The organism is Thalassotalea algicola (assembly GCF_012932965.1).
Lineage (GTDB): Bacteria > Pseudomonadota > Gammaproteobacteria > Enterobacterales > Alteromonadaceae > Thalassotalea_F > Thalassotalea_F algicola.
In genome coordinates this window covers 1-14,195 of sequence record NZ_JABBXH010000006.1, presented here as the reverse complement: position 1 = coordinate 14,195, position 14,195 = coordinate 1, and the positions used below count along the sequence as shown (strand labels likewise).

15 protein-coding genes are annotated in these 14,195 nt (G+C 39.0%); 7 read left to right on the top strand and 8 right to left on the bottom strand.

The window, feature by feature from the left end:
- The first annotated feature begins 42 nt into the window (after positions 1-42).
- Positions 43-1,377, top strand: a complete 1,335-nt coding sequence (locus HII17_RS15840) for an MATE family efflux transporter (protein WP_235938870.1) — start codon at positions 43-45, stop codon at positions 1,375-1,377.
- A 46-nt stretch (positions 1,378-1,423) separates the two neighbouring features.
- Here HII17_RS15840 and nfuA read toward each other — a convergent pair whose 3' ends face one another.
- Positions 1,424-2,002, bottom strand: a complete 579-nt coding sequence (nfuA, locus tag HII17_RS15835) for a Fe-S biogenesis protein NfuA (RefSeq protein WP_169076351.1) — start codon at positions 2,000-2,002, stop codon at positions 1,424-1,426.
- 181 nt (positions 2,003-2,183) lie between these two features.
- Here nfuA and HII17_RS15830 point away from each other — a divergent pair, with 181 nt between their 5' ends.
- Complete coding sequence (locus tag HII17_RS15830; RefSeq protein ID WP_169076350.1) at positions 2,184-4,730, top strand: M14 metallopeptidase family protein; 2,547 nt, start codon at positions 2,184-2,186, stop codon at positions 4,728-4,730.
- Here HII17_RS15830 and HII17_RS15825 read toward each other — a convergent pair.
- Positions 4,727-5,437, bottom strand: coding sequence for a ComF family protein (locus tag HII17_RS15825; RefSeq protein ID WP_169076349.1), 711 nt, complete (start codon positions 5,435-5,437; stop codon positions 4,727-4,729). The two genes, HII17_RS15830 and HII17_RS15825, sit on opposite strands and share 4 nt — an antisense overlap.
- A gap of 80 nt (positions 5,438-5,517) precedes the next feature.
- Between HII17_RS15825 and bioH the strand changes: the two genes are divergently transcribed.
- The 4 genes from bioH (at position 5,518) to HII17_RS15805 (ending at position 8,097) form a co-directional block, all read left to right on the top strand.
- Positions 5,518-6,306 (top strand): pimeloyl-ACP methyl ester esterase BioH, encoded by a 789-nt coding sequence (gene bioH / locus HII17_RS15820; RefSeq protein ID WP_169076348.1) that lies wholly within the window; start codon positions 5,518-5,520, stop codon positions 6,304-6,306.
- A gap of 140 nt (positions 6,307-6,446) precedes the next feature.
- On the top strand, positions 6,447-6,725 hold the full coding sequence (locus tag HII17_RS15815; RefSeq protein ID WP_169076347.1) for a hypothetical protein: 279 nt from the start codon (positions 6,447-6,449) through the stop codon (positions 6,723-6,725).
- Positions 6,726-6,727: 2 nt separating this feature from the next.
- Positions 6,728-7,723, top strand: coding sequence for a putative metalloprotease CJM1_0395 family protein (locus tag HII17_RS15810; RefSeq protein ID WP_169076346.1), 996 nt, complete (start codon positions 6,728-6,730; stop codon positions 7,721-7,723).
- Positions 7,724-7,737: 14 nt separating this feature from the next.
- On the top strand, positions 7,738-8,097 hold the full coding sequence (locus tag HII17_RS15805; protein ID WP_169076345.1) for a hypothetical protein: 360 nt from the start codon (positions 7,738-7,740) through the stop codon (positions 8,095-8,097).
- Here HII17_RS15805 and HII17_RS15800 read toward each other — a convergent pair.
- The 3 genes from HII17_RS15800 to HII17_RS15790 all read right to left on the bottom strand — a co-directional run bounded on the left by HII17_RS15800 (position 8,094) and on the right by HII17_RS15790 (position 11,212).
- Positions 8,094-8,594: a SixA phosphatase family protein gene (locus HII17_RS15800; protein ID WP_235938868.1), complete on the bottom strand. Its 501-nt coding sequence runs from the start codon at positions 8,592-8,594 to the stop codon at positions 8,094-8,096. The genes HII17_RS15805 and HII17_RS15800 overlap by 4 nt on opposite strands.
- A gap of 2 nt (positions 8,595-8,596) precedes the next feature.
- Complete coding sequence (gene sthA, locus HII17_RS15795; protein ID WP_169076344.1) at positions 8,597-10,018, bottom strand: Si-specific NAD(P)(+) transhydrogenase; 1,422 nt, start codon at positions 10,016-10,018, stop codon at positions 8,597-8,599.
- Between the two features lie 75 nt (positions 10,019-10,093).
- A complete protein-coding gene (locus HII17_RS15790) occupies positions 10,094-11,212 on the bottom strand; it encodes a fatty acid desaturase (RefSeq protein ID WP_169076343.1) in 1,119 nt (372 codons plus the stop codon).
- Between the two features lie 183 nt (positions 11,213-11,395).
- On the opposite strand from HII17_RS15790, the gene fabR reads away from it, so the two are divergent.
- Entirely contained in the window at positions 11,396-12,016 is a 621-nt protein-coding gene (fabR, locus tag HII17_RS15785) for an HTH-type transcriptional repressor FabR (RefSeq protein WP_169076342.1), read from the top strand.
- Between the two features lies 1 nt (position 12,017).
- Here the strand turns inward: fabR and trmA are convergent, their stop codons facing one another.
- The 3 genes from trmA to HII17_RS18970 all read right to left on the bottom strand — a co-directional run.
- Entirely contained in the window at positions 12,018-13,112 is a 1,095-nt protein-coding gene (trmA, locus tag HII17_RS15780) for a tRNA (uridine(54)-C5)-methyltransferase TrmA (RefSeq protein ID WP_169076341.1), read from the bottom strand.
- Positions 13,113-13,192: 80 nt separating this feature from the next.
- Entirely contained in the window at positions 13,193-13,948 is a 756-nt protein-coding gene (locus HII17_RS15775) for a hypothetical protein (protein WP_169076340.1), read from the bottom strand.
- Between the two features lie 37 nt (positions 13,949-13,985).
- The coding region (locus tag HII17_RS18970) for a hypothetical protein (protein ID WP_211185389.1) at positions 13,986-14,195 on the bottom strand (210 nt) is incomplete at its 5' end.

Here is a 14,195-nt window from a genome sequence, read left to right as displayed (position 1 = left end):
CAAGTAAACTTCGTTTAAATAAACCAGTTATTTGATCTACATTTGAAAAACTTAGATCGACAGATTGTCGCCCTCGCTATTCCCATGATTCTGTCCAATATTACCGTGCCGCTACTTGGTTTAGTCGACACTGCAGTAATTGGACATCTTTCGCATGCATATTATCTAGGTGGTAGCACTGTCGGAGCAATGATTATTACGTTCATTACATGGCTTTGCGGCTTTTTACGTATGTCTACCACTGGTCTTTCTGCTCAAGCATTGGGGCAAAATGATCGACAGCAGAGCCTTTTAGTACTCACGCGAGGAGTATTTGTTGGTTTAACGATTGGTTTGTGTTTGATTTTACTGCAAGTCCCTTACTTACAGTTAAGCCTATGGCTTGCTGGTGGAAGTGAGCAAGTACAGTTTTACGCACAACAGTATGCTGAAATTCGAATCTGGGGTTTGCCTGCGGCGTTAGCCAATATCGTCGTTATGGGGTGGCTACTGGGTCAGCATCGTGCCAAAGCTGTAATGTGGTTGCTGATATTTACCAACCTAGTAAACCTTTCATTAGATTTACTGTTTGTACTTGTTTTTCAGTGGCAAGTACAAGGTGTGGCAGCTGCGACTTTGATTGCAGAATATAGCGGCTTGCTAGCTGGTGCGGTGATAATTATCAAGGGCAGGCTGCTTCCCGATGGGATTTATCATAGCTTTATAAAATTGAGAACACGGGTTTTTAGCAGCAATGAGCTTTTGAGTTATTTCAAATTGAATCGAGATATATTAATTAGGACGCTGTGCCTGGAAGTGTGCTTTATATTTATTACATTCCAAGGTGCGCGACTTGGTGACAATGTCGTGGCGGCCAATGCGATATTAATGAATTTTCTATTACTCATTTCATTTGGTTTAGATGGTATAGCCAATGCTGCAGAGGCATTAATTGGAAAAGCATGGGGCGAGAAGAAAACGCAATCAATTAACTACATCTTGCGCCGCTGTACAATGTGGACTGTAATATTTGCCATCATTTACAGCCTAATTTTTTGGATTGCAGGTGAGATGTTGATTAGCACGATATCGAATATTGAAGCGGTCGTTGTTATGGCAACTCAGTACCTTCCGTGGATTATATTATTGCCAATAATTGGCTGCTGGTGCTATCTGTATGATGGTGTGTATGTCGGGATTACTCGGGCAGACATAATGCGCAATAGTATGGTTATTGCAACGTTTGGTGTATTTTTTCCGCTTTGGTTGTTATTTAGTGATTATCAAAACCATGGCCTTTGGTTTGCTTTCACAGGGTTTATGGCAGCGCGAGGAGCAACACTTGGCTGGCATTATTATCAGCACATAGCTATAGATACAAAAAAGCCGGCTAATTAGCCGGCTTTTTATAAAGAATTACTTATTGGTTCTTATTCATCACGTCTTAATAATAAGAATGTTCACCGCGCTCATGTTCAGTAACATCACGAACACCTTTTATTTCACCTGCCATCATCTCTAACAGTTGCTTTTCGATACCGTCTTTAACGGTTACATCAATTTGACTACAACCGTTACAACCGCCACCAAACTGTAATACGGCAAATCCATCTTCGGTAATTTCCATTAAATTACATTCACCGCCATGGCCAGCTAGCTGTGGATTTACCTCAGCTTTAATAAAGTAGTCTACACGATCAAAAAGAGGAGCATCGTCTGCTACTTTTCTTAATTTTGCATTGGGTGCTTTGAGGGTAAGTTGAGAGCCCATTTGGTCAGTTACAAAGTCGATTTCAGCTTCTTCAAGAAACGGCTTGCTTTCAGCATCAATGTAAGCAGAGAACCCATTAAAAGGTATACTAATATCGGTTTCTTCAACGGCATCAGCAGGACAGTATGAAACGCCACATTCAGCATTAGCAGTGCCAGGATTTACAACAAAAACACGAATACTTGTTCCTTCTGCTTGTTGAGACAGTAGGGTGGCAAAATGCGCTTGTGCTGATTCAGAAATGGTGATCATGATTAACTCACTTACAATTAATTAAATACATACCCGAGTAATTTAGTCAGGTATGGTTATTTTACTCTGCTCGTATCCATTAGGCTAGCGTTAGCCATATAAATTGTCTTTTTTAATAATACTACTAGTGCCAACGGCGAGAGTTTGGTAATTTTGACTCCTGTTATTTGGGGGCAGATAAATGTTTTTTCAACGATTTTTTAGTGCATGCTGTTTATTTGTAGCATTTACGTCTTTTTCAGCCGATTTAGAGTATTACCTGCAATCAATTGATAATTATGAAGCGAGTATTGTAAAGCCAAAGGAAACGTTAGGATTTGGCGTTGGTGAACGACATGCAAGACATGATCAGTTAGTTGATTACTTATCAAGGTTAGCTGCAGGATCTGAAAGAGTGGCGATTAGTGAAATAGGTCGTACTTATCAGCAACGAAAGCAATTATTATTGACCATTTCGTCACCAGAGAATTTAGCAAACTTAGATGAGATTTTAACTAAAAGACAACTTAATAGCGATAATACCGACTTACCTATTGTAGTGTGGCTAGGTTACAGTGTTCATGGCGATGAGATTAGCGGCGCAAATGCTTCTATGGTTGTGGCCTATCATTTAGCCGCTAGTCAAGACGAACAAGTTAAGCAAATGCTTGAAGAAGTTATTGTTGTTATCGAACCTAGTATTAACCCTGACGGTATGGATCGTTTTGCAAACTGGGCTGCAACCTATCGTGGTAATGCGGCTAATAGCGACCCTAATCACATAGAGCATCATCAAGATTGGCCGACTGGTCGAACGAATCATTACTGGTTTGATTTAAATCGAGATTGGTTGCTACTTAGTCAACAGGAAAGTGTAAATCGAATAAAGCAATATCACCGCTATCAGCCTAATGTATTAGGTGATTTTCATGAAATGGGCGCTAATAGTAGTTACTTTTTTCAGCCAGGAGTACCGAGTAGAACTAACCCCATTACACCAGCTAAAAATGTTGAATTGACAGAAAAGATCGCCAAGTTTCATGCTAAGGCGCTTGATGCAGAGCAACGATTGTATTATAGCCAAGAGAATTTTGATGACTTCTATTATGGTAAAGGCAGCACATACCCTGATGTAAATGGTGCCGTTGGTATTTTGTTTGAACAAGCCAGCAGTCGAGGTATGCAGCAAGATACAGTTAATGGTTTGCTTACTTTTGAATATGGTATCAAGAATCATGTACTTACCTCGCTTTCGACTATTGAAGGAGCTTGGGCAAATAGTAAGGAACTAGCCGCTTATAGAAATGAGTTTTTTAGGCAAGGAATCAAGCTGGCTAAGAAAGAAAAATTTGTCGGTTATCTAGTTCATGAAGGACACGACAAAACACGTTTAGAGATGTTTTTATCTAAACTGAAACAACATCAAATTCAAGCGTATGCGTTAACTGATGATTTTCGACTTAATAATCAAGTTTTTCCTGCGGCTAATAGCTATTTCATTCCGCTTGCTCAACGTCAATATCGTTTAATTAAGGCACTGTTTAGTCAACAAACTACCTTTGACGATAATACATTTTATGATGTGTCTGGTTGGACTTTGCCGTTGGCAATGAATATCTCTTTTAGTCAAGTTGAGCGAAAATGGGGATTAAAACTAGCCAAGAATGAATGGCAGCAAGAACCAAAGGAATCGTCAGCGATAGTACAAGACGCCTACGCCTACGCCATAAAGTGGCATGATTATAAAGCGCCTAAACTGTTGAACAAATTATTAGCTAAAGATGTGAAAATTAAAGTGGCAACTAAGCCATTTAGCAGCATTATTAATGGCGCAGAACAGCAATTTGATGCAGGCACTTTAGTTGTGATGGCAGGCATCCAAACTAATTTGGATTGGCAGTCAATTTTGCAGCAGGAAAGCTTAAAGCAAAATTTGAGTGTTCATGCTTTAGCAACAGGACTTACACCGACAGGAATTGATTTAGGCAGTAATTCACTCAAACTAATTAACCCTGTTAATGTGTTGTTAGTTGGCGGTAAAGGTGTATCGCAATATGAAGCTGGCGAAATTCGATATTTCCTTGACCAAGAGCTGGAAGTTCCTGTAACGGTCATAGAACATCAAAGGTTAGCCAAAATCGACTTTGCTGCATACAGTCACATGATATTGGTTGATGGAAACTATGCCAGTCTTTCAAAAACGTTAACAAGCAAACTAGTTAATTGGTTGCGAAAAGGCGGTGTTGTTTTTGCGCAGAAACGTGGCGCTAAATGGTTAGCGGATAAAGAAATTTTAAAAGCTAATTTTGCTAGTAAAGCTCAAATTAATCAGTTGTTTGATAGCGAAGGCTTATCTTATCAAGACAAGAATGGGTTAGCTGCTAGAAAGCGCATAGCGGGTACCATATTTGGGACTAAGTTAGATATAAGTCACCCGCTCGCATATGGTTATCAAAGTGCATTTTTACCAGTATTTAAAAATAGTACGCTGATCATGGATAAGCCTAAATTACCTTTCGCGACGTTAGCAGAATTTAAAGAGTCACCTTTATTGAGCGGTTATACCGATCAAAATCTAGTTAATCGTTTGTCGCACAACGCATCAATAGTGGCCCATAACGTTGGAAATGGCCGTGTAGTCGCAACCACTGAAAACTTGACCTTTAGAGGTTATTGGCAAGGCACTTCAAAAATATTGGCCAATACGCTATTTTTTGCCAAAGCATTTAGTGTATCAACCAAACATTAAAGACTTATTGCCAATGTTATTAAGGTGATTCTTTGGGCATTAGCCGTTTGTAATAAGCGGCTAATTTCATTTGCAGTCGCCCCAGTCGTTACAACATCATCTATCAACCAAATATGTTTTTTTCTTAAATCAACTGTATTGGTAAAAGCAAAATTATTTTTAAGAGACTTGCGCCGCTGAGCTCCAGACATAGTAACTTGTGCCGCATTAGATTTAATTCGGTAAATTAAGTCATCGGAAACTGGCAAATCATACAATTTAGCAGCTGTTTTTGCTAAACCAAGGCATTGATTAAAGCCTCGCCCTTGCCATTTTTTGATATGAATAGGGACAGGAATGATGATGTCTGGTTTATTGATAAACGGCATACTCTTTAAAATGTTTAATTGAAATTCAAGTAGTTTGCTGCAAAGGTGTTGAAACCTTAACTGTCGCTTGTATTTATAATTAGTAATCCATTGGTTGATTGGGTATTGATAGGGGCAAATTGACACTAAATGATGAAAATAACGGCGCTTAAATATTTGATGTATTTCAGGTCGGTTAAGTAAATCACTATCAATTTTTAGCAAGTCAAATTTAGGTAAAGTGTTAAGACAAAACTGGCAAATAAATGAATCTTCATTTAACGTTTCGTCACAAATTTCACAACAGCTAACTTGGCCAAGCAACTGTTTAGCCTGACGTACTATTCCTTGCAATAACATTTACCTATTCCTTTGTTTTACATTTTCAACCACGTGTAATTTCGCTAAAATGCGTCTTTGGATTGAAAACCTTATTAAGCATGGCACAAAGTTTACAAATTTCGAGTATAGGCGAAGGACAACCTTTAGTTTTATTACATGGCTGGGGGTTAAATAGTGGTGTATTTAAACCATTAGCTCGTCAGTTATCCAAAGACTTTAAAGTGATGCTTATTGACCTTCCGGGCTATGGGAATAATGTCAATTGTTTGCCCGAGCCATATACCTTGCCGGTATTGGCAGACTTAATTCTACAAACGGTTACTGAACCAGCTGTATATATCGGCTGGTCGTTAGGCGGGCTAATCGCAAATCAAATAGCATTATCTGCAAAAACTAATGAAGTATTGGGTTTGGTTAATATTGCAAGTTCGCCATGTTTTGGCCAACGTGATGATTGGTATGGCATTAAACCTGAACTACTTAATAGCTTTCATCGCCAAATCTCAGGTGACATTGGCAAAACACTTAAAGGCTTTTTAAAAATTCAGGCAATGGGTAGTGCACATATAAAAGAAGATATTAAGTTAATTCAGGAGTTAGTGATGGCTACCTCTTTACCTGAGCGCTATGCATTAGACCAAGGGTTGAATTTACTTGAGACGGTAGATTTACGAAAGCAACTGGTTGATATCAATGTGCCTTATCTGCGAATGTATGGGAAAATGGATGGCTTAGTGCCAAAAAAAATTATAGAAGAAGTAAATATACTCGCACCTGAAAGTGAATCTGTAGTATTTGATAAAGCTTCACATGCGCCTTTTATCTCAAACTTTCAAGAGTTTATAGCTACATTAACGCTATGGCTTGGGCAAATCAGAGCTAAATAGCTATCTGGCTAAGTCCCTCGTGTTTATTGACTTACAGCTTGGTTTGTTCGATAATTGTACAGAGGATGGTTTGATTGTTTGATGTAATGTTTTTAAGGTGATTTATCATCTGTATTAAAAACTAAGGCGAGGAGATGGTTATGGAAATTCAATCGGCATTTAACACCGGTGTACAAGGCTTCCAAGATGCGACACGTCAGGCGTCTGATGCGGCTGCTAATATTGTTGATGCAACAGTAGTAACTCAAGAGCAAGTAAGTGAAAATCCAGCTCAGCCATTGGCTGATTCGCAAAAGTTACCTAACTTAAACCAAGAGCTTGTCGATTTAAAAGTTGCTGAGTATCAAGCTAAGGCTTCTGCGGAAGTCATAAAAACAGCTGATGAAACGCTTGGTACTTTGCTTGATGTGACTGCTTAGTTATGAATATTACGCCGCATGCTAACAATCTACCTTTAGCAACTGTCGTTAATCCGCCGACAGACAGCTTGCGACGTGATAATGTTCAACGAGAAGTGATAAGCCAAACAGCTGCAATGAATCCTAGTGCAGCTGAAAAAGGAGTTGCTTCAGAAAAAGAACGTGTTAAAACACCTGCGCAAAATATCGAAGAAGGTGTAGATTTTTCGGCTATTCAGGAACAAGCAGAGCTAGAAAACTCGACAATAAATGAGCGAGAACAGCGGCAAGGAAATGAGCAAGAAAGTGCTCAGCAAAATTCACAGCAAGAAGATCTAGAGCCGGAAGCGCAAAGCGCTGAAACATCAGATAGTACACAAGCTTCCCCAAGTAGTGAAGGTTCAGAAGACTCAACTTCACCTACCCCAGAAGAACGAGCGATAATTCGTGAGTTAGAAGCGCGCGATTTAGAAGTTAGAACGCATGAACAAGCTCATGCCGCAGTTGGAGGTCGATATACTGGTGCTCCGAGTTATAGCTATGAAACTGGCCCTGATGGTAAGCGTTATGCAGTAGAAGGGGAAGTTTCAGTTGATTTATCTAAGCCAAGCTCCCCCGAAGAAACCATTGCTAAAATGCGGAAAGTTTATGATGCTGCATTGGCGCCTGCTAATCCTTCTACACAAGATTTAAGAGTAGCAGCTGAAGCATCTCGTACTATTGCCCCGGCACAATCTGAACTATTGCAACAGCAACTTTCAAAAGAATCTGACGAGAATGATTTATCTAAGCCGCTAGGTGGCGGTGGTCCCCAAATTGAATCATTAAATTCTGATGAGTCGATAGAAAGCGGAGAGTTTGATAACCTTATCGACTCAACTATTGCTGCACAAGAAGCAATATCACCAAGCAGAGATCAAGAAATTGATCGCCGTGCCGTGAGAATAGAAACATTTTATCTTAATATTAATCAAGCGTACGAACGCCCATCTAGATCTCAATTCGAATTAACTGCTTAATAGAGTAATACACAATGAACTCGATACTAAAACATATCGTGCTACTCTTTGCGCTTATCTCCCCTATTAGCAGCTGCAGCACTACAAACATACGAGAAAATGAAGTGACTGTAGAGCAATTAAAACAACAAGGCTGGCAAATTGGTACGGTAACCTATCAGTCATTTGAGGGCGGATTTTACGGAATTACCAGCGAAAAGGGTGATAAGTATTTAGTACTAAATTTGCCGAGTGAAATGAAGGTTGCCAATAGCCTTGTGGCATTTAAAGGCCAATTAAATAAAGATATTATGACGATTCAACAATGGGGAACACCTTTTAAGTTAAGTGATATTAAAATGTTGAAAAAAGGTCTCCCTAATAATGCTTTCTAATTGCAGCGCAACGGCTGTGTGATATCAACTGCTGTAACTTTTTTACCTGATATTTGTATTTGAAAAAAGTGCTGATATTCCTTTTCTGTCATCGGCACTATGTTATTTCCCGTCAGTAATGCAACCAATTGAGGCGTAGTATTACTGTGGCCTACAACTAATGCGTTTTGTTGCTTTGCCTTGAGCGTTCTAACTAATTGTTCTAAACCGTTCGGCGCGTATTGAATTACACTAACATTTTTAGCATTCGCTGTTGGTCTAGCAGTGGCCATTGTTCGTTTATAGTGCGTGCTATAAACAGCGTTTATTTCAATGTGCTTTAACATTTCAGCTAATTGATTGGCACGGAGCATTCCGCAACGAGTAAGCGAGGGATCTTTTCTATCAGATTGCTTCTCTGCGTGTCTGACTAAATACAAAGTGAAGTCTTCTGCCAAACTTGTTGTGGTTGTTAACGATGTCGTTAACATTAATAGCGCTAATATAATTTTGTTCATGATTAAAACAGTCTATTTAAACCATTTAGCGCTGCAACCCGATAAGCCTCAGCCATTGTAGGGTAGTTAAAAGTAGTATGAATAAAGTATTCAATAGTGTTAGCTTCACCTTTTTGTTGCATGATTGCCTGTCCGATATGTACGATTTCAGCTGAACGCTCACCAAAGCAATGAATACCTAAGATTTCTTTGGTATCGCAATGGAAGAGTATTTTAAGACTACCTACTGCACTTGCACCAATTTGAGCTCGAGCCAGATGCTTAAATGAAGCACGACCCACCTCGTAAGGTATTTTGGCGGCAGTTAGTTCTTGCTCTGTTTTCCCAACAGAAGACATTTCTGGAATGGTATAAATACCCGTTGGGATGTCTTCTATTAGCTGGCCTTCTGTTGATATATTTAGGATATAATCTGCTGCAATTCGGCCTTGGTCATAGGCAGCACTGGCTAAGCTAGGGTATCCAATGACATCACCTACAGCATATATATTGTCGACTTCCGTTTTATAGGTTTTGTCTATTGCTAACGAACCACGAGAATTTGCCGTTAGGCCTACTTTATCAATATCTAGTTTATCGGTGTTACCGGTTCTGCCGTTGGCAAATAAAAGACAATCAGCTTTCATGCGTTTGCCTGATTGTAATGATACTACGACACCGTCGTCTTTCCCTTCGATGGATGAATACTCTTCGCCATGGCGAATGACAATGCCACTATTCCAAAAGTGATAGCTTAAAGAGTCAGTCATTTCTGCATCCATAAATGACAGTAGGCGGTCGCGAGTGTTGATTAAGTCGACCTTACAGCCTAAACCTCTAAAAATAGAGGCGTATTCACAACCAATCACACCGGCACCATAGATAATGATCGACTTTGGTTCGTGTTTTAACGACAAAATGGTATCTGAGTCGTATATTCTAGAGTGAGTAAAATCTACGTCGTCAGGGCGGTATGGTCGAGATCCGGTAGCGATAATAATAGTTTTGGCAGTGACCTGCTCATGAGAACCGTCAGGGTAATTTATATGTAAGGTATGTTTATCAATGAAACTGGCTTCGCCATGAAATACTTTTACTTCGTTTCTGTTATAAAACCCGCCTCTTAGTCTAACCTGGTCTCTGATTACCTTGGTGGTATGTTGAAGGATATTCTCAAAGGTTAACGTCGCCGCTTTTTCCGACTTATTGAATAGTGGGTTGCTATTATATTCAACTAAACGGCTAACTGAATGTCTGAGTGCTTTGGAAGGTATTGTACCCCAGTGTGTACAGCCACCTCCTACTTCTGAATGCTTTTCAATTACAGCTACTTTGTTACCTGCTTTAGTTAGGTTCATTGCAGTACCTTCACCGCCAGGGCCAGTACCAATAACTATTGCATCAAAGTCGTAAGATTTTTTTGAAGTGGATTTTGTCTTAGCCAAGATAACCTTCCTCTATTTACCGCTATATAAAAAATAGTAGCAGGAAATAGAGGTTAGGTAACTAGTTAATTGTTTTTAAGCGAGTTTTGCGGTTAGTAAATTCCAGTGTTTGCGTTGCTCTGCAAGCGATTCTTTCAACTCTGAAAATTGCTTCATTAACTCTGAATTTTCTACCTCAGTAAGTAGCTTCTCTTTTTTATTGACCAGCACTTGTTTCTTCATAGCATAAAATTCATTTACACGAGCAATTAAAGCTTCATATTCCGCTTCTAGCTTCTGTTTCATTTCTTCCGCTTGAGGGTGCGAAATTAAACGCTGTTGGCTACGTTTTAAGGACATCGCTAACTTAGCTTTTTCTACTTTATCTTCTGGGCTAATACGTAGTTTCGATGTTAAACCAAGATATGCACATCCTTTAATTAACCATTTAGTTGGATCGAATTGGTACCAACGAATACCATTGCGATAGTCATTTTCAAAAATATGGTGATAGTTATGGTAACCTTCGCCAAAAGTAAAAAATGCTAGAACTCCATTATCACGGGCAGTATTTTTGTCGGTATACGTTTGTTTTCCCCAAATATGAGCCAACGAGTTAATGAAAAATGTTGTGTGATGACTAAGTACCAATCTCAAAAAGCCAACTAATAATAAACTGCTAATAATATCGCCATGCCAGATGCCAAATGCTAACGGTATACCGAAGTTGGTTAATATAGTGAGTAATAAATAATTCTTGTGTTGCCACATGACGATTTTATCTTTTTGCAAGTCTCGGCAATTATCGTAATCAGTATAGCGGTGTGCTTGATACTCTCGTAACATCCAGCCGATATGCGAATACCAAAAACCACGCTTTGCTGAATAAGGGTCTACATCATTGTTATCTACATGCTTGTGGTGAACACGGTGGTCAGAAGACCAATGTAAAATACTATTTTGCAGAGCAAATGCGCCACCTACTGCAAAAATGAACCTTAAGCTCCAATGTGCTTGATATGTTTTGTGAGACCATAAACGATGGTAGCCAGCCGTAATTGACATACCACAATAAGTAAAACAGATAATAGCCATGATAATTTCAGTGCTATCAAAACCGTGGGTAATCGCACGATAAGGCACTGCGATGGCGGCAAAAAGAAACGTAATAAGAAAAACTAAAACGTTTAGCCAAATAAGACGAGGTTTATTCATTAATTTTCCAAGCTAAAAAATTTGAGCGTACAACTGTACGCTATTTTAGCTGGCTATACTGGTGAGTCAAGCAACGCGTTGATTAATTCTTTAATCTTAATCAATATGTCATCTAGCCTGACAAGCATTTTAGAATCCAGTATTATGGCTAAGCGTTGGAAAAGAAAGGTAATTGGAGTTTGCATGACAGGTATTCGCGCCCAGCAAAAAGAAAAAACAAGACGACAACTTATAGAGGCTGCTTTAGGTCAGCTTAGTGCCGATCGTAGTTTTTCTAGTTTGAGTTTGCGTGAGGTAGCTAAAGAAGCGGGGCTTGCACCAACCTCTTTTTATCGTCATTTTTCTGATATGGATGAACTAGGGTTAACACTAGTTGATGAAGCGGGTTTAACGTTGCGTCAACTAATGAGGCAAGCAAGACAGCGCATTGAAAAAGGTGGCTCTGTTATAAAAATATCAGTTCATACGTTTATGGAGTTTATTGATAATAATGCCAATATATTCCGTTTGTTATTACGTGAACGTTCAGGTACTTCGGCTGAATTTCGCGCTGCAGTAAGTCGTGAAATACGCTATTTCACTATGGAACTGCGCGACTACATAGAAAAAGCAAACAAACTTGATCGCGATATTGCTTATTTACAAGCTCATGCTGCAGTAACATTAGTGTTTAGTGCTGGCGCCGAAGCATTAGATTATGACAAGAAGGAGCGACTAGAATTAGCAGAACGTACAATTGAACAATTACGGCTAATTGCAAGAGGCGCTCTAGATATGAACGCCAAAAAACAAATAGCTTCTTAAGTTATTTTCGTTTCAATATAACTCCGGTTTCTACATGGTGTGTATAAGGAAATTGATCAAATAGCGCAAATTGCTCAATACTGTGTGTTGTTGTTAATGCCGCTAAATTGTCTTTTAAAGTTTCAGGGTTACAAGAAATATATATGATCATTTCAAATCGTCGAGCCAGTTCTACGCTATCTGGGTCAAGTCCTGCTCTAGGTGGATCGACTAACACTGTATCGAATTGATAACTAGTTAAATCAAATCCTTGTAGACGCCTAAACGTTCTTTCGCCATTCATCGCTTGAGTAAACTCTTCACTCGACATACGCACAATATCTACGTTTTCTATATTATTTATATCTATATTGTATTGTGCGGAATTAACCGATGTTTTAGATATTTCAGTTCCCAATACACGTTCGAAGTTGTCAGCAAGCGCTAAGCTAAAGTTGCCATTTCCGCAATAAAGCTCAATTAAGTCACCACCTCTATTAGCGGTAGCCGCTTTTGCCCAGCTCAACATGTGTTGATTCACAACACCATTTGGTTGAGTAAAGCTATTTTCTATCTGTTGATAGTGATATTGCTTGTTATCAACGGTTAAAGTTTCCATTACGTAGTCTTTGTCTAAAATTACTTTTTGCTTGCGCGCGCGACCAATTATGTCGGTTGGTGCAATAGTACTTAATTTAGCCTTTAGTAAATTAGCTTGTTCAATCCAGTCGTCATCTAGTTGCTTATGGTAAAGCATGCTCACTAGTAACTCTCCGCTTAACGTAGAAAGAAAATCGACCTGGAATAATTTGCGTCGTAGTGATTCATTTGTTTTAGCAAAATCAATTACAGTGCTCATGGCTTCATTAATAAGGGTGCTGGCGACAGGAAAAGATTTAACTTTGTACTTTTCCTTTGTCTCACTATTAAACATGATGTAATCGAGGTCATCACCATCATGCCAAACACGAAACTCCGCACGTAGTCGATAATTTAAAGGCACTGATTCAAATATAGAGAATGTTGGCAACTCAAACTGTGCAAACATTTCCTTTATTTGCTGTTCTTTGTCAGATAGTTGTCTTGAGTAATTTTCTGGATGGATGTGACTAAACATAATAGGCCTCAATTTCAGGGAGCGCAGATTTTAACCATATCTGCGCATATGTCTAGTATAGAGCGAGTATATATATGCGGTTAATTACCTTTTCGAACTTGTACGAGTGCTAATTCTTCTGGGCTTGCCCCCCCCGCAAGTGCAGCGTCAATAGCAACTGATTGTTTCATGCCTTGTTTAATAGCGGCATTGACAATATCCGAATTGTCGTGAGACTGATTATTCTGTACGGCAGTTGAGACGACTTCTTCAGCTTGACTAGGGTAAAGCTGCAATGCTGACGACAATAAATTAAGCAACTGATCTGGCAATGCTTGCATTGCTGCAGACAATATATTGGTAACTTGATCTGGAAATGACGTCATTGTTGACTCGATAAAACTGTTTTTATCTAAGGAATCACTGGCAATTGCAACTCGAACGATACTTTGTATCTCTTGAATATCACTAATAGCAGCACTTTCTACTATTTCATTTGCATAAGCAGGATCAGACGCTATCGCGATACGAACGATTTCTTCACTTTTAATAACATTACTTTCAATAGCTGCGGTTACAACATCACATGCTAATGCAGGCTCAGCATTTATTGCACCAATGATTATTTGCTCGTATTGTTCTGGATATAGCTCCAACGCTACTGGAATGACAAGATCTACTTTTTCAGGGTAACGGCTTAGAATCGTACTAATACTTCTACCAATACTTATATTGGCACGAGTTTGTTGTTTAATGAAGTTTGCGATTAACTGCTTTTTATCAGTTTTATGGCTTTCAATAGCATAACTACTAAAGCTAGCAGAAATGAATAGACAAATAAAAATTACACTACGCATTATTATTCTCTTTATTATGTTTGCGTTTATTTTGGGGTTACAACACATATGCCGCTCTCTGACTATAAATTAAACTTATTAAAAACGCTCCTGTAAATTTATCCAGAGGATCCTTAAAGATCGTACAGGGTTTGACCACAAAACACCTGCTTTGTTCAATAAATCGTCGAACAGTAAAAAAGTTGCAAATAGTGCTTGATCCTTTCTCAAAAATCCCTAAAATGCGCTCCACTTCTTCAGGGAGACC

Bases quoted from the DNA above. Each gene is read 5' to 3' on its own strand.
- nfuA (WP_169076351.1), bottom strand. From the start codon at position 2,002: ATGATCACCATTTCTGAATCAGCACAAGCGCATTTTGCCACCCTACTG.
- HII17_RS15830 (WP_169076350.1), top strand. From the start codon at position 2,184: ATGTTTTTTCAACGATTTTTTAGTGCATGCTGTTTATTTGTAGCATTT.
- HII17_RS15825 (WP_169076349.1), bottom strand. From the start codon at position 5,437: ATGTTATTGCAAGGAATAGTACGTCAGGCTAAACAGTTGCTTGGCCAA.
- bioH (WP_169076348.1), top strand. From the start codon at position 5,518: ATGGCACAAAGTTTACAAATTTCGAGTATAGGCGAAGGACAACCTTTA.
- HII17_RS15815 (WP_169076347.1), top strand. From the start codon at position 6,447: ATGGAAATTCAATCGGCATTTAACACCGGTGTACAAGGCTTCCAAGAT.
- HII17_RS15810 (WP_169076346.1), top strand. From the start codon at position 6,728: ATGAATATTACGCCGCATGCTAACAATCTACCTTTAGCAACTGTCGTT.
- HII17_RS15805 (WP_169076345.1), top strand. From the start codon at position 7,738: ATGAACTCGATACTAAAACATATCGTGCTACTCTTTGCGCTTATCTCC.
- HII17_RS15800 (WP_235938868.1), bottom strand. From the start codon at position 8,594: ATGAACAAAATTATATTAGCGCTATTAATGTTAACGACATCGTTAACA.
- HII17_RS15790 (WP_169076343.1), bottom strand. From the start codon at position 11,212: ATGAATAAACCTCGTCTTATTTGGCTAAACGTTTTAGTTTTTCTTATT.
- fabR (WP_169076342.1), top strand. From the start codon at position 11,396: ATGACAGGTATTCGCGCCCAGCAAAAAGAAAAAACAAGACGACAACTT.
- trmA (WP_169076341.1), bottom strand. From the start codon at position 13,112: ATGTTTAGTCACATCCATCCAGAAAATTACTCAAGACAACTATCTGAC.
- HII17_RS15775 (WP_169076340.1), bottom strand. From the start codon at position 13,948: ATGCGTAGTGTAATTTTTATTTGTCTATTCATTTCTGCTAGCTTTAGT.